The organism is Candidatus Thermoplasmatota archaeon (genome assembly GCA_034660695.1).
Classification (GTDB): domain Archaea; phylum Thermoplasmatota; class E2; order UBA202; family DSCA01; genus JAYEJS01.
This window is the reverse complement of record JAYEJS010000161.1, coordinates 1-17,562: the sequence shown is the minus strand read 5'-3', so window position 1 is coordinate 17,562 and position 17,562 is coordinate 1. Positions and strand designations below refer to the sequence as shown.

The 17,562-nt window shown below is 41.3% G+C and carries 13 protein-coding genes and 1 tRNA gene; 8 read left to right on the top strand and 6 right to left on the bottom strand.

Translation table 11 applies throughout. The features are described from left to right. Positions 1-121: 121 nt before the first annotated feature. From U9O96_08775 to U9O96_08765, 3 genes are all read right to left on the bottom strand, one after another. The gene (locus tag U9O96_08775; protein MEA2055175.1) at positions 122-928 is read right to left on the bottom strand and encodes a hypothetical protein; all 807 of its coding nucleotides are present in this window, start codon (positions 926-928) and stop codon (positions 122-124) included. Positions 929-1,157: 229 nt separating this feature from the next. Next, a tRNA-Leu gene (locus tag U9O96_08770) sits at positions 1,158-1,275 on the bottom strand. 195 nt (positions 1,276-1,470) lie between these two features. Next, positions 1,471-4,302, bottom strand: coding sequence for an Ig-like domain-containing protein (locus tag U9O96_08765; protein MEA2055174.1), 2,832 nt, complete (start codon positions 4,300-4,302; stop codon positions 1,471-1,473). Positions 4,303-4,387: 85 nt separating this feature from the next. Here U9O96_08765 and U9O96_08760 point away from each other — a divergent pair, with 85 nt between their 5' ends. The 8 genes from U9O96_08760 to U9O96_08725 all read left to right on the top strand — a co-directional run bounded on the left by U9O96_08760 (position 4,388) and on the right by U9O96_08725 (position 14,287). Next, on the top strand, positions 4,388-5,362 hold the full coding sequence (locus U9O96_08760) for a polyprenyl synthetase family protein (GenBank protein MEA2055173.1): 975 nt from the start codon (positions 4,388-4,390) through the stop codon (positions 5,360-5,362). After that, a complete protein-coding gene (locus U9O96_08755; GenBank protein ID MEA2055172.1) occupies positions 5,362-6,039 on the top strand; it encodes a hypothetical protein in 678 nt (225 codons plus the stop codon). Before U9O96_08760 ends, U9O96_08755 begins: the two co-directional genes overlap by 1 nt. Before the next feature lie 50 nt (positions 6,040-6,089). Then, a complete protein-coding gene (locus U9O96_08750; protein ID MEA2055171.1) occupies positions 6,090-6,485 on the top strand; it encodes a 4Fe-4S binding protein in 396 nt (131 codons plus the stop codon). Position 6,486: 1 nt separating this feature from the next. After that, positions 6,487-8,331: an aldehyde ferredoxin oxidoreductase family protein gene (locus U9O96_08745; GenBank protein MEA2055170.1), complete on the top strand. Its 1,845-nt coding sequence runs from the start codon at positions 6,487-6,489 to the stop codon at positions 8,329-8,331. A 135-nt stretch (positions 8,332-8,466) separates the two neighbouring features. Further along, positions 8,467-8,808 carry a cupin domain-containing protein gene (locus U9O96_08740; GenBank protein ID MEA2055169.1) on the top strand — a complete coding sequence of 114 codons (342 nt, stop codon included), beginning with the start codon at positions 8,467-8,469 and terminating at the stop codon, positions 8,806-8,808. Beyond that, a complete protein-coding gene (locus U9O96_08735; GenBank protein MEA2055168.1) occupies positions 8,805-9,305 on the top strand; it encodes a class II aldolase/adducin family protein in 501 nt (166 codons plus the stop codon). The genes U9O96_08740 and U9O96_08735 overlap by 4 nt, the downstream gene beginning before the upstream one ends. Continuing rightward, positions 9,296-10,231 (top strand): S-methyl-5-thioribose-1-phosphate isomerase, encoded by a 936-nt coding sequence (gene mtnA / locus U9O96_08730; GenBank protein ID MEA2055167.1) that lies wholly within the window; start codon positions 9,296-9,298, stop codon positions 10,229-10,231. Before U9O96_08735 ends, mtnA begins: the two co-directional genes overlap by 10 nt. A 99-nt stretch (positions 10,232-10,330) precedes the next feature. After that, positions 10,331-14,287, top strand: a complete 3,957-nt coding sequence (locus tag U9O96_08725) for a CARDB domain-containing protein (protein ID MEA2055166.1) — start codon at positions 10,331-10,333, stop codon at positions 14,285-14,287. Here the strand turns inward: U9O96_08725 and U9O96_08720 are convergent, their stop codons facing one another. The 3 genes from U9O96_08720 to U9O96_08710 are packed head-to-tail and all read right to left on the bottom strand — an operon-like array spanning position 14,288 to position 17,383. Continuing rightward, positions 14,288-14,668 (bottom strand): universal stress protein, encoded by a 381-nt coding sequence (locus U9O96_08720; protein ID MEA2055165.1) that lies wholly within the window; start codon positions 14,666-14,668, stop codon positions 14,288-14,290. 34 nt (positions 14,669-14,702) lie between these two features. After that, positions 14,703-16,265 carry a site-2 protease family protein gene (locus tag U9O96_08715; protein MEA2055164.1) on the bottom strand — a complete coding sequence of 521 codons (1,563 nt, stop codon included), beginning with the start codon at positions 16,263-16,265 and terminating at the stop codon, positions 14,703-14,705. A 26-nt stretch (positions 16,266-16,291) separates the two neighbouring features. After that, the gene (locus U9O96_08710; GenBank protein MEA2055163.1) at positions 16,292-17,383 is read right to left on the bottom strand and encodes a DUF373 family protein; all 1,092 of its coding nucleotides are present in this window, start codon (positions 17,381-17,383) and stop codon (positions 16,292-16,294) included. Between the last annotated feature and the right edge of the window lie 179 nt (positions 17,384-17,562).

Below are 17,562 nucleotides of genomic sequence, written 5' to 3'. Positions count from 1 at the left end.
AGGAAAGCATTGGACGAATGTTGATTATGATTATTATCAGAGCATCAGAACAGAAAGTCAAATGACACTCATTGATTTTGCCAGTCCCATGTGATACGCTTCGGGCTTCAGCCCGGAGTAGTTAACAGTTACATCCCTTGTCAATTACCAATGCAATATCCTTTGGTTCTGAACCAATTTCTTCAACTCGATGAACAATATCATCAATCATATCGTTGATTACCATATGATCATTCCAATTACGGGGATATATTCCTATCGGAATTGGAATGTTCTCATCTGTCACTGCTATAGCAGTTCCAACCAGGTTATTACCATATTTTTCATCCTTAGCATTCCCTGTTCTTGCAAGTGTTCTATCATCATCGTTTTTTGGGTCCATCTCCGTAGAAAAATTTGTTGTGTCAAACAACACATTACTGGTCCGATGACCCAGACTATTGAGTTTTTTACATAGCCCTCTGGTGATTGCTTTCATTCTTTCATCTGTAAGATAATTCATCTGATTCAAAAAATTCTGGCAACTCAAAGAATGATCAAAACTCCAAAGATAACGAAGATATGAACGATCAAACCAATCCTGCATACCATTCTTACTTACAGGAAGATCCATCCTTCCCATAATGAAAGCAAGCATATACTGACCTGCTGTAAGAACACCATCCTTTTTCATCTTTGGAACAACCGAATCCACAAGCTCTGTGAATCCAAGTTCCTCATTTATGGTAAGAACTGCACCGATCCTACCAAATTGATAAGATCTCAATCTAACTTCTGGAAGATCTCCAGAAGCTTTAAACTTCTGATAAAGCGTATCAGTAGTACCTGCATACTCCTCCCAAACACGTTTACTAACACCGTTCACACGAGCACTACGACCAAAATACCAATACTTCCGACCATTTATCGTCTTCTTGAACAGAAACATGTACCTGTATAGTCATCACAACATGTAAACTTTTCTAGTAGTAAATTAATTAAATTTTTTTAGTAACTACAATTTATAAGAAGAGAAGCGCTTTAGATTTGAAAGTCGGGTTATATGGGCATCGGGCTATTTGATACGAGGTGATGACACTACATTTCTCTGAAAACCACGCTACGACATGACAGACAATGACTGGGGTTCACCCCGATGTCGGAGTTCAGTGAGGCAATGCAGGGGGAGGGATTCGAACCCTCGGACTCCTTCGAGACAGGATGTCTCATCGAACCCTTGAGTATTATAACACGATCTTAAGTCCTGCGCCGTTGGCCAAACTTGGCTACCCCTGCATAGGTAAATATACAGGTATGTATAGCAGAATCGTATAAAAGAGATGTGGAATGGGAGGCAGGGAATGGAGGAGAAAGGCAAAAAAAAGAGTTACTGCCCCATTCCCTACATTGCTATCGTTTTGCTATTAATCTTACCCAATTAACATAATAAGGGAAGGGATATTTAAAGTTTTCCTTGCTTCTCATCTCTTTTTATGTTACTCTTATAATCGTCTCTTCGGATAAGGCGGTATTGTTGGCATTGTCATATGCTCTTATTCTGAATTTTATTACATCGCCAGATGAAAACTGCCCCAGTTCTACCCCGTAAGCAGGCATATTGCTCTCATTTTTTAGCGGATCTTCTTCATGTCTGGGCTGAACGGGGTTGTCAGCATATCTATACATCTCCTTTATTTCACCATTAACTTCCACTTCCACTTTTTTAATAGAGAAAGGGCTCCCCTCTGTCACATCGGCATATATCACCACATTGCTCTCATTTGCGGGATTTTCAGGAGTATACCATACACCATTTATCGCAGGGCCCCAATCATTCCCTGACTCGTTGACTGCTACGGCAATCATTTTCATAGTTTCCAGTCCCTGCCAGTCCGTCGCTTTTATAATCATAGCATAATCTCCGGGTGAGGTATTCCATTCATAAGAAAAGTTTTCTGATAAAGTTATACACTTTTCCCCTATTTTTAACTCAACCTTATCGATTTCTACATTGTCGTATGCCCTCCCTTTGACCAATACGGTGCCATCAATAATCGACTTATCTAACGGGCTATTTACGCTCAGGACAGGAGGGGATGAATCCACAAGCCGTATGTTATATCTTTTCTCAAAACTCCCGCATACTGTCCGTATGGTGTACTCACCCGGTCGAAGATAAGACGTATTCCAGCAGACTTTCCAATCGCCCAGCACGTCAAATGTTTGGCCGGCAATCTGTATGTATCCGTCAGTGGTTGCTCTTCCTTTCAGAGTTACAATATCTCCTATATTGAAAATGGGCTCGTCAAATACGTCGCTCCATGGATAAGTCATACATATATAATCGCCCCCGATATTTGTTTTAAAAGATGCAGATATGTTCAGCACGATTGTGCTTCTTTTTGCATCATTTCTGAAGACCAGATACCATTCGGTGCTGCTGGCATTAAATATAAGGTCGCCTGAATTCGAGCAGAGGTATTCATAGCAATCGAAGGCATCTCCCTGTTTGTATCTACCAAAATTTTCTTTATCCACAATGAAAAATTTTATGGCTGATGAAACTTCTTCCTTTCCATAATCCACTTTCTCTTTTCCGTCCTCCCAATCCCATATGTTTCGCTGTATCTGGTATGCAGATGTATCGAACGCTACATCAAACTCATAATCTCCTTCTTCTGGTGATTGAACAACATTTTCTTTCTTAAATGACAGCATACCGTCGGGGAGAACAAAAGTTATTTTGACTGCCCTGGTGTCATTCGGAAAAATTGTTATCATGTAATGGGGAGCGTTGCTCTTTCCAATACCCCACGGCCCAAAATATAACATCTCCTCTTTCTGCAATGCGAAGAAGTACGAATGTCCCGCACCCAGATGAAAAGTGCACTCACCTTTTACATCAGTGTAGTTCCATATGCTCGGTATTACCCACGGAATCAGCCCGGGGACACGCTCATGATACCATTCTTTTATCATTGTATAATTCTCCTGCCATTTTTTTCTTACGTCATCAGGCAGCCTTGACCAAAGCCCATCTATTACCTTGTTCCACATTCTATCCTTAAAATCATTTGCCTTCCACGAGCCAAAGACTGTAACGCGTGCCCCATCTACAGGATTCCCAAAAATGTCCTGCACAACAACTTTTACGGTTCCCCTATCTTCCTCATTTATGTAATGGTCGGTCACATCATATGTGGAGCTGTCTCCCTTCCAGGCAAAAAGGGCGGACATGATTTTGTGCCACCCATAGCGGTATTCGCCAAAGTTATCGATACTGCCGCCTCCGTCTGCCCACCATTCATCAAATTCATGCCATCCACGCTCCCAGAACTCGCACCATACGTGGTCTTCCCCCAGGCAGTTGATAGGCACGCTCGGAATCAGGGCAGTTCTCAGGGCGGCGGCTGACAGTTCCTGAATTTCTCCGCAAAACCCGTTATGCTCATGGCATACCTTATTCGGCTGGGAAGGGCGGTCACCAGTCGCAAGGGCGGGCAGATTCTTTCCGACCCAGTAATTTATTGCTTCTACGGCTGTCGGATGATTTTCCATGCTGTATTTCCACATTCTATGGGCTGGAGGACGATACGACTGGCAGTCCCACAGATACTTTATCCCGGATAACTTTTCCATCAACAGGGGATAGCCCATATCATTATGGTAAAAAAGATAGTCCCGCCAGAACTTACCGTATATGTAGGTGGCATTTTCAGTGGTTGCTTTTGGCGAAACGACAAACCAATAATATTTGTAAGGAGGGCATAAAATCTCCTTTTCCTCACCACCCTCAAGAACGCGATATCGTATTGTCGAGTAATAACCGTTTCCGTTGTCAATGTCCACTACTTCCACATAATCGAGAAAACGATCATTTTCGTAAATAAAGTAGGCATTATCAAACAATATTTCTAGCGGGGGAATTGCCCCAACCGGCGAGTGTGCTATCGAAAAGGCTATTTCATCGACATACTTTTTTTCCACATTCAACAATAAATCTGCATATTTTTCGTCTATAAACTCAAATTGTTTGGCCAGATCACGCTGAATCCAGGAAGGCGAACGGCTGATGGCCATTTTTTCTTTTTGTGAAAGATTATGGGCGTATGGAACGGTACTTTTGGCGTCTATGCCCGATTCTGGAGAAAAATGAATGTAATAGTCTTCTCCAGGTGAAATTTCTATCTGATGGTTGAATTCAGCCATGACATCATGTTCTATTGCAGCCATATTGTTTCCCTCAAAATTCGTATTTCCAACGTATCCACTCACGGGCATTAAAAAGAGGAAGGCAATGACAATAGCCAAGATGCTTTTCATGGTATGCCATCAATAAATACCTAGAGAAATTAAAGCTTTTTGATGGGCGTTAGGTTCTTATATTAAATGCTGATTAGGTTTTACAATGCCCATGGGGAAATCACTCACATTTCAGGGGTTTGTCTCACACGTTCAGGAGGAGATGAAAAGGGAGATTGACAGGAAGGTAAAAAATAATGATGTGAGATATGCTCTTGAAGGCGGAAAACTGCTCCGCCCGATTATGCTTATCTTATCTTTCAGGGCTTGCAGTGGGGAAAACAATGAGAGATACAACAGGGCCCTGGAAAGTGCCTTGGGGGTTGAGCTGGCCCACTCCGCCTCCCTCATCCATGATGATATAATGGATGGAGATGTAAGCAGGAGAGGCAAGCCCGCATTGTACATAAAAAACGGAATAGGCAGTGCAATTCTCACCGGTCACCAAATGATAAGCAATGCATTTCGCATATCTGTCGAGCACGGGCTCGAAAATGCAAAAATTTTTCTCGATACCTGGGACAAGACAGTCGTCGGTCAAATAGAAGACATAGATCTCAATGACCATCTGGAAAAGATATTCAACGGAGGGAATTCGTCTGAAATGCTTGTAAAGGAATATTTTAAAGTAATAGAAATGAAAACTGCATCACTTTTCGCTGCGGCATGCAGGGCAGGGGCCATAGAAGCACAGGCATCTCAAGAAGTCATATCGCTCATGGCTGAATATGGGAAGAATGTGGGGCTTGCATATCAACTTGCTGATGATCTGGTAGACATAGCCGAGGGAAAAATAGAAGATGGTATTATAATGCCTCTCATAACTGCATATGGAAAAAACCTGAACGAAAAAGTGATCGGACTGCTAAAAAATGGCAAAATTTCGATAGAAGAAGAACTTGAAAAAAGAGGGACGAGCCTTCAGGAAGTATACCAGAAGGGGATGGTGAAATATGTAAAAAAATCACAGGAAATAGCAAGTTCGCCGTTGATACCTGACAATATATACAAGAGACTGATGAAAGAAGCACCGATTTATATAACAAATAAAATGACCAGAAAGGTGGGTGTGACGGTATAATGCCATTGGAAAAAAAAGGAATGACTTCTTCGTTTACAATTTTGACTTGTATTATGACAGGGGGGCTATTCCCGGTATTGGGTTCTTTCTTTGCATATGGCACCGGGGCAATCGAAAATTTCAGCGATATGTACTGGACTGGACTGTTGCTCACCTCGGTGGGGGGCTTCCTTGCCCATTATCTCCTTTCCCACACAATTCACGACCTGTATCATTATGAAATAGAAGAGAGGATGACTCTCAGCAAAAAAAAATTGATAATTTTGCTGTCAGCATCACTGATAATTTTGCTGTCAATAGCCATTTATCTAACGCTCGCAGCGGGATGGCCGGTCATGGTCTTCTCAGTAATCGGGGCGATAGTATGTTTATATGCAGAGGGGTTGATTCATAGTGAATTCCAGATGGCATTTGGAGCAATGTTTCTTGTCATTGGCTCATTCTATGTCCAGGTCGGGTATTACCACCATGCAATGAATGCGTTTTTCGAAATATCTGGGATGATATGGCTCAGATTAATATTTCTCTCATTATTCGCTTTCTTCTCCCAATACGGGTGGCTACTGTTTTACAGGCTAGATGACTACGGCTGGAGCCCAAAGGTGAAAAATAAGAGCATACTGATAACCAAGATCGGATTGCCGTTTCTTATTCTGGCATTGGCATTGCCTGCATGAACAAATATTTTTAAACGATTTTTTCATTCATGTTACACCAAAGGGAGAAAATGTATGTTAAAGTAATTCCTGAGAAATGTTCTGGATGTATGACCTGTGAAATCGTGTGTTCAATGCATCATTGGGATGTTGTGAATCCTAAAAAGTCGGGCATATGTGTGGAGAAAAAAAGCGTTACGGAGGATATCCCGCATTTGTGTACCCACGGAAAGGACTGCAATTTTGAATGCATTGATGCATGTAAATTTGATGCAATGAAGAAAAAGAATGGGACAGTATATGTAGATCACGACAAATGCACGGGGTGCAAAGCCTGTGAAAAGGCATGCCCAATCGATGCTGTGTGGATTTTTGAAAGAAAGGCATACAAATGTGATTTATGCGGTGGCGATCCCATGTGCGCCAAATACTGCTCTCAAAACGTACTTGAATTGGTGGAGGGATAAAATGGTTGTAGAAAATGGCTGTTACGGCGGCAAAATTATGACGGTTGACCTTTCAAAAAAGGAAGGAAAAAGGCAGAAAATAGCAGATAGTTTTGCTTTAAAATATTTGGGCGGGGACGGCTTTGGGGCATATTTCCTGAACAAACTTGTGCTTGGAAATGCCGATGCATTCAGCAGGGAGAATATGCTCGTCATGGCTCCAGGATTGCTGGTTGGAACTGCTGTCCCGACCGCAGGAAAAACAGGCTTTTTTGCAAAATCTCCGCTGACAGGTGGATGGGGTGAAGGATTCATGGGCGGCAGAATAGGATTTGCACTGAAGCAGGCCGGGTACGATGCATTGATTGTCAGTGGAATGGCCGATAAGCCGTCTTATCTGTTTATAGACAATGACGAAGTGATGGTAAAATCTGCAGAGCATCTGTGGGGCGTGTCTACAAGGGAGACGACAGAGGAAATAAAAAAAGATGAAGGAGATGTTATCGTTGCATCAATCGGACTTGGAGGCGAAAAAAAAGTCAGATATGCAGTGATAGATTCAGAAGAACGGCAGGCGGGACGGGGAGGATTGGGAGCGGTGATGGGCTCAAAAAATCTTAAGGCAATAGCAATAAGGGGCAGTAACGACATAAAGGTGGCAGACTCTAAAAAAATGATGAAACTGTTTGACAAATGGTATAAAACAATGATAGAAAGCCCTGCCTTCAAAGACGACGGAAAATACGGAACGGGAGAGTTTCTGGAGTGGATGAATGCAGAACGGGGAACGTTTCCTACAAGGAACTGGAGAGAAGGAGTTTTTGATGAAAGAAAAGGAATTGATCCATATTACTGGGCTCCCAAATATGTCATAAAAAATAAGGCATGCATTCAGTGCGTTAAGCCATGCGGAAAGGCATTTATTATAAAGGGGAAGTACGATGGGCAGATAGATGGCATTGAGTATGAGACATTGTTTTCCTTGGGCGGTAATTGCGGCAATGCAAGCGTTGAGGCAGTGGCAAAGGCAAACGAGTTATGCGATCTGTACGGGATTGATACACTATCTACTGGAGGAGCGATAGGATTTGCAATGGATTTATACGAGAACGGGATTTTGAGTGAAAAGGAGACAGGCATGGATATGCATTTCGGAAATGGAGATGCTGTTGTGGAGATGGTGGAGAAAATTGCACACAGGGATGGAATAGGGGACTTACTGGCAGAAGGTGTGAAAAGAGCGGCCGAGAAATTAGGCAAAGGGGCAGAGAATTATGCCGTTCATGTACGGGGAATGGAGCCTCCTGCATATGATGTGAGGGGTATAAAGGGAATGGCTCTTGCATTCATGTCGTCGCCGCGAGGGGCATGCCATCTGCGTTCCGGTGCATATGCCCTTGAGCTTACAGGGAAGTTCTGGAAGTATGAAGGAGTAGACCGATTCAGTGCCGATAACAAGGGACAGGAAATAGCTGACATGGAAAATTTCATGGCTGTATATGATGCTCTTGGAGTATGCAAATTTTCTAGGGGAATGTTTCTGCTGGAGGGGTTCGGGGAGATACTCGAGGCTGCAATTGGAAAAAGAATGGGCGAAGACGAGATGCTTGTCGTAGGCGAGAGAATCAACAATTTGAAGCATATATTCAACATAAAATGCGGATGGAAAAAAGAAGATTCAAAGCTTCCACCGAAAATAAGAAATCCCATACCTGAGGGGGTGGCAAAAGGAAGTTATGTATCCGAGAAAGAAGAGAAAAAAATGCTCCAGGATTATTTCACGGCAAGAGGATGGGATAAGAAAGGAATACCAAAAGAAAAAAAGCTGAAGGAGTTGGAGATAGATGAATTTGCAGAAGGGAAATGAATAATGCTAACCTGGGATATTAGATGACTTAAGTTATCTGGCTTATCAGAAAACACCCGAAAAAATTTTTGTTAGAGAACAGGAACAAAGGCTGGTTTGAGATGAATATTTAAATTCTTTTTTCATTACATGCTTATGATAGTCAAAAATGAGAGGGATGTAAAGGCTGAAAAAATAATCGAAGAAGGGGCGGAAAACGTAACAATTCAGTGGCTCGTTGATGGTAAGCTGGGTGCTCCAAATTTTGCGATGCGCAGATTTGTTATTGGAAAGGACGGCCATACCCCATTGCATAAGCATGACTGGGAGCATGAAGTTTTTGTGTTGAGCGGAAGAGGAACATTAATAAATGGAAATGGAAAAGAAATGCCTCTGAGCGAAGGTAATTTTGCTTTCGTTTCACCGAACGAGGTGCATCAGTTCAAAAATGCCGGAGATGCCGACTTCGTATTTCTCTGCATCATTCCCATAAAATGAGTTTTGAAACGTTTTTTCTTGGAAGAGAGAAAATAAGGAACCCTTTTGTCAGGGAGATGATATCTATTGGAAAAGAATTAGCTGATAAGGGTATTGGAAGAGAGGGCAACATGAGCGTGAGATATGGAAGCAGGATTATCATTACTGCGAGAAATGCGGATATGGGCTCATTAACTGAAAGCGATTTTGTTGAAGTTGCCGATTATGATGTTGTAAGAAACGTTGCACTGGTGATAGGGCAAAAGGAGCCGTCCGCAGAAACGATAATGCACTGGTTGATTTATAGGCGCGAAGATATAAACGCTATTATACATATCCATAACACGTTTGAAAAATTGCCAACTACCGAAAAGGAAAAACCGTCAGGAAGTTTTGAGATCGCTCTGGAAGTACTTAAGTCCCTGAAGAACAGCAGGTGCATCAATTTGAGAAACCACGGATGCATTGCAGTCGGCAAAAGTTTACGGGAAGCAAGGGAGGAGATAGCATGCTTGTAGAAGGGAAGGAAATGCATTCGCTCTGGTGGGATGAAAACCTTAAACTAATCGATCAGCGAAAGCTGCCGTTTCAACTAAAAATTTTTGAAGCGGACAGCATCGGAAAAGTTGCATATGCCATTAAAAAAATGGTGGTGCGCGGCGCCCCGGCTATAGGGTGTGCCGCTGCGTATGGTATGGTGCTTGGGGATAACAAGAAAAAAGCTGCCAGGATTCTGAAAAGAACTCGCCCAACAGCCCACGACCTATTTTATGCCGTTGATTACATGCTGGATAACGAAGGAAATGAGCTGGAGGCAGCCCATACTTATGTTGAATCCATTGTAGAAAAATGCAGGAAAATCGGGGAGGTGGGGGCAAAACTGATAGAGGATGGAACTAAAATACTGACCCATTGCAATGCCGGAGCGCTTGCTACCATTGATTGGGGTACTGCATTGGCTCCTATGAGGATGGCTAAAGATAAAGAAATTTTTGTCTGGGTTGATGAGACAAGGCCACGTCTTCAGGGGTTGCTTACCGCATGGGAACTCCAGCAGGAAGGAATAAAGCACGCTCTGATAGTGGACAATGCAGCGGGCTATTTTATGAATAAAGGAGAGGTTGACATAGTTATTGTAGGTGCTGACTGTATCGCTTCTAACTACGATGTAGCGAACAAAATTGGAACGTATGAAAAAGCCGTTCTCGCGAAAGAAAATGGCATACCTTTCTATGTCGCCGCCCCTTTAAGCACGTTCGATACGGACCTAAAGGAAGGAAAAGAAATAAAAATCGAGGAGAGGGAAAGCATAGAAGTGACAAAAATGTTTGATTATATTCCCGAAGAAATAAAAAATCCTGCATTCGATGTGACTCCTGCAAAATACATTACAGGATTAATAACAGAAAGGGGGATAATAAGGCCAGTTTGGCAGGAAAAATAGGCTAATCGTAAGCAATACTGAAACCACAAATTATTTAACCAAATTTTTATTTAAGGGAGAAGGGGTATAAAATTGACTCAACTTTCAATATTTACAAATTTGAAAAACAGAACTTTGACTTTTGCTATAATATTTTCTTTACTTTTGGGCACTGCTGCAGGAATGTTTGCAAACGCTGATTCAAGGCCGGATCTGGCTGTGGTTACTGATAGCATTTCAATTTTCCCCGATGAAATTTATGAAAATGACCAGGTAAAAATTAATTTTACAATGGAAAATTTGGGTGAATCAAATGCTGAAAATGTGGGTATAGCATTGTATGTTAATTCCAGAGATAATCCTGTTGACAATGTTTATGTATCATCTATAGCCCCTGGCGGAGAAGAAGAAGTCACTCTTTACTGGATAGCAAGAAATGAGGGAAATTATACCCTCTTTATATTTATAGATTTTGAGGAACTGATAGATGAGGTAAATGAAGATAACAACATAGGAAATATAAAAGTGTTTGTAGAAAAACCAGTTCGCCAGCCGTTTCCGCCTTCCCCCGAAAGTGCTGAATGGTGGAATCCTGAGTGGCACCATCGCGTTCCGCTGTCCGTCGAAATGATGGGGCAGAGGGAAGGATACGTATATGAAAATAAGATGGTTTATTGTACCGTAGATTTTACTTCCCTTATGAATGAGATAGCATCCTATCAACCATCTGGAGGTTTTTCAAAAAGAACGTTTTATCCGGATTCTGTAAGAGTTATAGAATATACAAGTGATAATGAAAGCTGGTACCCGGAGAGAAGCGTTGGCAGAGAAATTATATTCAATAAGGACTATGACGCATCTGAAAAAGCAAATGTTACGCTGGCATGGGTGATGGAAGGCAACATTCTTTCGCATGAAGGCAGATATTATTATATTTACTGGGACACCGTAGGGAATGGAAAGAAAGACGGTGAGTATGCAAGAATCCGTTCTGGAATAAAAAATGCGGAATTTGAGGACAGATATTCCACCCAGTGGAAAAATAATAGTGAGCCGACCATTCCTTTTAATGGTGGATGGGATATGTCTTATGTTGAAGACCCTGTAAACGAAAATGATTATTGCTATAAAATCCATAGGAAAGGACTTCTGTGGCAAAAGGATTGGTACGGTAAACTTTACCAAAATTTCCAGGTGCCAGATGGAGGAAATGCACCAAGTTATATTTTTAATGCAGATATTTACTTCAACTCAGACCTAACTAATGCAGAATGGGAAATAGGTATAGATGGAGATACCATAAAAAGCGGAGGTATAACCGACGGATGGCAGACTATAAGAAAAGATGTTACATCCTACCTGAAGGGAAAGGGAACATCCACCTTTTATTTGAAGGTATATATCACGGAAACTTCAGTAGATACCCAGCCCCATGAAGTTTATGCATACTTTGATTCATGCTGGATCGAAGCATTGCCAAATTGCAATACCACCTTCATGGAAAACAAGTCACATGGGTGGTGGGGAGATGTTCTGCCCATAGGCAATGAATATGTCGCCGGTGTTAAGGAAATGAATACAGTAAAAGTGATAAATGTCACTGCAATTGCAAATCCGAAGGAGGTTATTGCCACCATTTACTCTCCAGATGGAAAATTCGTAAAGTCTTCTTTGCCTTTGCCCGATGCCGGCTTTGAAGGCGGGGATGCATATACAAAACTTTATCGCTCCAACGAACAGACAACATATGCATCCTTTACAACATCCGCTGTACATAGGGGAAAAAAGGCAGTTGAACTGAGGATGAGTGATTATCATGGAAAATGGAAATTTGAGGATCAGCCGGTCAGCAAGGACGATACTGTGGGCCTGCGCCAGACCATAATACAAAGCATTCACATTTCACATCTCCCGTCTCTCTGGTTCTGGTACAACATTGAAAAATACTCGTCGCAGAGCGAACTGGTTTATACGGTCATGACGGAAGGCAGTTCTAACAAATTTCATAAAATCAAAATGAGCGACAGCAAGCTGATAAAGGATGGAGAGTGGCATAAGTTTAAGATAGATGACGATGTATTGAATGAATGGAAGGCAGGAGCAGGAGCGGTTGTCGGAATAGAAATAAGATTGGTGGCGAACGAAGAGGGTGGAGAAAATACCATATACATAGATGATATGGGTTATTCTTTCATGCCCTCCCATGATGGGGCCGACAGGACCAGCTGGTATGTAAAAGATTTTTATACGTTTCAAAATGGCACCAAGATAGGGGACTGGAGACTGGATGTTTCCATGACGGATGGCTCTGGCTACATGGTCGAGCGGTCAATATCAATAAATGTAAAACCATCTGCGAATCTGGATGTTACAAGTATATCTGCTCCGAGCAATCTTAAGGAAGGAGAAGAAGCAGTTATCACGGTGAAAGTCAAAAATAGTGGGCTAAAAGATGTTGAACCGTCAGAACCTTTCAACGTTTCTCTTATCATTTATCAAGAGGATGTTCCCTCTAATCCCATAAGAATGGTAAAAGGAATAGCCGGGCTTAAAAAGGGCGAGACAAAAGAGGTTAAATTTTTCTGGCATGCATCATACGGAGATCCATCATATGATGGAGAATGGATGCTAATGGCCAAAGCGGATGAGGATGGAATAATACCTGAAGGAAATGAAGAGGACAATCGGAATTGGATAACCATGAATGTAGAACCTCTACCCGACCTTGAAATAAACATGGATGACATTGGCTTTGACCCGTCTCATCCGGCTTTGAACGATACGGTCAATATAACGGCTGTTGTACATAATATCGGTTACAACGGCACAACCGCTGAAATTAATTTTTATGTGAAAGAAAAAGGCGGGAGAAAGTATATTCTTATCCAGAACGGCAGCGTAGAGAAAATAATCGGGAAAAGAAGTAATGAAAGTGTTTACATAATATGGAAGCCAGATAGCAATGGTACATATTCCATAAAGGTTGAAACCAGCTGTTCCGACGAATCCAACTCACGGAATAATATTGCTATAAAAGACATAAGGGTAGGCGGTGGCACGGACACATCTCCACCGTATATTTACAATGTGAGAGTTTCACCATCCATCCAGTACCTTGGTGAATACCTCAATATATCTGCAACAATAGGGGACAATGATACAACAATAGACAAAGCAGTTGTAGTCGTATCATATAAGAATGTCGTATATGTGGAGGAATTTCTGCTGCGCCTGGGAGACACCGATATTTATTATTACAACAATACCTATAACCAGATTGAGTATTATCACTGTGTTATAAAAGCGTTTGATACTGCAGGATGGCAAAACATGGGAGAAAGCGACAGCATGTCTTTCAGGATAGTCTACGAGGGAATTGAAACTGTGCCTCCTTCGATAAGGGCTGTCACCGCCGACCCGCAGAGGCAGGTTATATATGGCAACGTTAACGTATCCGCTTTGATAAACGATTCAAGTGGTGTGAGTAGAGCAACTCTCCATGTAATTTTTGACGGAAGCGAAAGCACGTATGATATGTCACAGAGGGAAGGCAGCAAAATATTTTATTACTCGAAATCTTATGATAAAGTTGGAGAATACGAGTATTACATAGAAGCCGTAGATTCTTCTCCCAACAGTAACAAAAATGACACTTCAAACCTTTTTAGATATTTTGTTATACCACAAGATTATGACATGGACGATGTTCCCGATACAGTGGAAGTGGAAGCAGGAACAAACCCGAAGGACGGCAGCAAGACCGTCAACGTTACTATAAATAATGAAATAGGCTATCTGTTATGGAAGGAAGGGGATGAAAAATATGTGTACTGGGATCGAGAAGATAACGAGTTAAGGAGTACTGTAGAAAAAGTAATGGATGGAGAAAATGTAATCCTTTTTGATTCAGATGGGGACGGCTCGTACGATCATTACTATGAAATTAGTAGCGGAGATATAAAAATATATGAGATAGTAAGGGAAGAGGGGCTAGGCGATTTGTTGTGGATAATACCTGCTGCGATTTTATTTGCATTGATTTGCATGCTTTTTGTCGTAATCAGGAAAAAAATTTAATTAATGCACAATCATAACAGGCAGCGATGAAAGGTCCATTACTTTTTGTAAAATGTCTTCCATTGAATATTGAGAAAATATTCCTTCCTCCAGGTAATCCATTATTATGAGGTTGCATCTTAGCCTTTTTGCTGTTTTTGCTATTTTTGATGCAGGCTCTCCGATTTTTACAGCCCCGCGGCATTTAAATCCCTGGCTTTTTATCTGCTTTACCTTTTCACGAACCGTTTTTTTCAAATTTTTGTAGGTATTTCTGTCCATTTTTGAAGGGACTGGATAAAGAATGTATATAAAAGATGTTTTGCTGGTTAGCCCTGCTGCTTTTTCCATTGCCTTCCTGCATTCTCCGTGAAAATCACAGGCAACCAGTATTCTCTCCATTTCATATGTATATTCCGTAAGTTTTTTTAATACTTTATATTAGGGCACGCAATCTTGGCACCAATATCATGGCTATTATGGCAAAGAGAACTATAACGGAAAAGATTGTTGTGATTGCAGATGATACCTTTTCTACTCTCTCCTCTTCCCACCTTTTTCTGATTTTTTTAGTTATAAAGCTCATGCTGTCTTTAAATATGTATCCCCCATCTAGAGGAATGGCTGGTAGAACATTGAATGTGCCTATGGCAAAGTTTAACCAGAATACCCAGTATAATATGTTTGCAAATGGCCAGAATATAGATGGATGAACAGGTGTGAAAAATATTGCCGTAAAAGCGTGGGGGAATGGGGACAGTCTTAAGAAAGGCAACGCCAAATAAAAGAAAAATGATTTCATATTTGATAATGGGTGGATAAGTATTTTTGGATAGTAATCAACAGGCATGTAAGTGATGCCCAGAGGCAGCGGAGTTAAGCCAAGGAATCCCATATTTTTATATTCCTCTTTATTTTCACGGGGGTGATACTCTTCATAATATTCATATTTATCTTTCAGCACTACTGAAGCATTGTAGTTTGCAAAAGTGCCGTTTTCATACCAGTAATATCCAACTTCCAATTTTTCTCCCGCTTCCGTTAAATTCATTACCCTATAAAATGTGCTGATATTGTTGATTTCTGTACCATTTATTGTATATAGTATATCTCCTTTCTTCATTCCCGATGTTGCAGCCGGATGACCAGGTACTACACCTGCAACTACGATCCCGCCCATCACGCTTGCATTAGAAAATTTATCTTTATAAAACAGGGTAACATTATACATCTTTCCCGGTCTTATATCCTCTAAGATATGCTCAAAGTCATCCATGCTCTTTATTTCTTTTCCATTGAACGATGTTATGACGCTCCACGGATTTACTCCTGAAATATCGAAAGGACTATTTGGCACCTCCGTCATTATCATTATGCCGTCTACCTTCGGGGAAATCGATCCCATCATTACCGACGAGAAAATGAGGGCGCATACAAAAGCAAGAATCATGTTGGAAGTCGGCCCCGCAGCAAAAACCCTTGAACGTTTTCTTTTACTCACTTTTTCAAGCTCTTCCTCATCGGGCTCCACAAATGCTCCTATGGGCACTATCAAAAAAATTAATCCCAAAGCTTTCACTTTTATTTTTCCCACCATGGCCAGTATACCATGTGAAAACTCATGTATTATTATGGCGATCGCCAAAGCAAGTATGCCGTACCCTACCGGGATAACCGGATTTATCCCTGGTAAGCCTATGATAATCCTGGGATCAATTTTCAACGATGTTTGAAATGATATCTTGACATTCCATAAAATCAAAGCAAAGGTTGCAACCATTGCTACTAATGAAAGAGCTATCCCAAAATCTGCATAAATTTTCCAGAATTTTTTTTTCTCTGCAACTCGCTTTATAAACTTTTTCCCTTTTTCGGTTTTCCACATGAGTACGGGGCCCCACATGGAAAATTTCTCGTTTTCTTTTCTCTTTATCACGTAGAGGATGAAAATCCAGATGGATAACAGCAACAGAGTCAGAGCGATTATAGGTATAGGCATTATTGCCCTAATATCCCTTCCCTTTATTAATTCTTCTGAACTTCTTCTTTCCCGTAAATGTCTTCAGCTATATGGTAAAGGACTGTTCCGATGAACGCTATCAAAACACCCCCGATAATTGTTGTGAGAAATGGCATATTCAGCAGAGAGAGCAGAGGCTTCGCATTTATTGTTATCTCTATTAGCATATCCAGTGATGCTGAAAAAATAAGGCCAAAGGCAAATAGAGAGAATGGAAGGATGACATACCCCCATAGAATCTTCTTCTCCTTGAAATAGGTATCTGTAAATCTGCCCGCTGCCGATATCAGCACGGATAAAATAAACCACCATACGATTTCGTCCATGAATTGTATTATATACTCAAATACCCCCTGGGGGGCTGGCTCAAGGGTCGATACGACATTGTATGCCGAGACAATTGCACTTATCATGATAAAAAGAGCAAGCAAATTTGAAAAGAGGGATATTTTTCCGCTTCTCAACCCAGCATATATCTCCTTTCCTATATTCGTGGCAAATCCCTGGAGATGGAGTATCTTCACCATAAGATATGCACCGAGAACAAGCAAAATTGTGGCAAATCCCCAGGTGGGAGATCCCAGAAGGGCGGACAATCCCCACAGAAATAGAACAAGAGCTATGGGAAGCATAAATTTCCTTTGCATTTTTTCGTCTTCCATAAATTTGGAGATAATGTAATATGTCCCTTCAAGAGTTTCACTCTGTTTGACCACAACTCTTTTTATCGCATCTACTTTAATTCGTGATTGGATAATGGGCAAAATATATTCGTCTTCCTCTCCATCTGTTATCAATATTACTCCATCTGGCTTTATTTTTTCCAGCACCTTATCCAATTTCCCTGCAAGTATTATGTCGGAGGTGGGCCCAACGTCCTTACTCCCACATATGGTGGCTATTTCGACATCCCCGCTCAACTTATCATACGTGGATATTGCCGAAAACATACAGTTTACGTCCGAATCTTCGGGGTCGGCCAATGCAAGCTTCTCTGCCGCATTCATATTCCTTTCCCTGCCTATGACAGGTGATTCTATACCTGTCTTTCTCCCCAAGTCATCGTCCCTATCTATGCAAAGAACCAGAGTTTTCATATCTGCCTAATTATCTTGATATTGGTATAATAAGATTACGATTTCTTTTACGTACCGAAACTCCGCATTTTTAACCCATAGGTAATGCCTCCGGAAACAACTCAATCATCCTATGGGCTCTTTTTGGAATCTTAGCAAGATATTTTCTGCCGTTTTTCTCAGAGATTAGCATGACCTTT

Bases quoted from the DNA above. Each gene is read 5' to 3' on its own strand.
- U9O96_08775 (MEA2055175.1), bottom strand. From the start codon at position 928: ATGTTTCTGTTCAAGAAGACGATAAATGGTCGGAAGTATTGGTATTTT.
- U9O96_08765 (MEA2055174.1), bottom strand. From the start codon at position 4,302: ATGAAAAGCATCTTGGCTATTGTCATTGCCTTCCTCTTTTTAATGCCC.
- U9O96_08760 (MEA2055173.1), top strand. From the start codon at position 4,388: ATGCCCATGGGGAAATCACTCACATTTCAGGGGTTTGTCTCACACGTT.
- U9O96_08755 (MEA2055172.1), top strand. From the start codon at position 5,362: ATGCCATTGGAAAAAAAAGGAATGACTTCTTCGTTTACAATTTTGACT.
- U9O96_08750 (MEA2055171.1), top strand. From the start codon at position 6,090: ATGTATGTTAAAGTAATTCCTGAGAAATGTTCTGGATGTATGACCTGT.
- U9O96_08745 (MEA2055170.1), top strand. From the start codon at position 6,487: ATGGTTGTAGAAAATGGCTGTTACGGCGGCAAAATTATGACGGTTGAC.
- U9O96_08740 (MEA2055169.1), top strand. From the start codon at position 8,467: ATGATAGTCAAAAATGAGAGGGATGTAAAGGCTGAAAAAATAATCGAA.
- U9O96_08735 (MEA2055168.1), top strand. From the start codon at position 8,805: ATGAGTTTTGAAACGTTTTTTCTTGGAAGAGAGAAAATAAGGAACCCT.
- mtnA (MEA2055167.1), top strand. From the start codon at position 9,296: ATGCTTGTAGAAGGGAAGGAAATGCATTCGCTCTGGTGGGATGAAAAC.
- U9O96_08720 (MEA2055165.1), bottom strand. From the start codon at position 14,668: ATGGAGAGAATACTGGTTGCCTGTGATTTTCACGGAGAATGCAGGAAG.
- U9O96_08715 (MEA2055164.1), bottom strand. From the start codon at position 16,265: ATGCCTATACCTATAATCGCTCTGACTCTGTTGCTGTTATCCATCTGG.
- U9O96_08710 (MEA2055163.1), bottom strand. From the start codon at position 17,383: ATGAAAACTCTGGTTCTTTGCATAGATAGGGACGATGACTTGGGGAGA.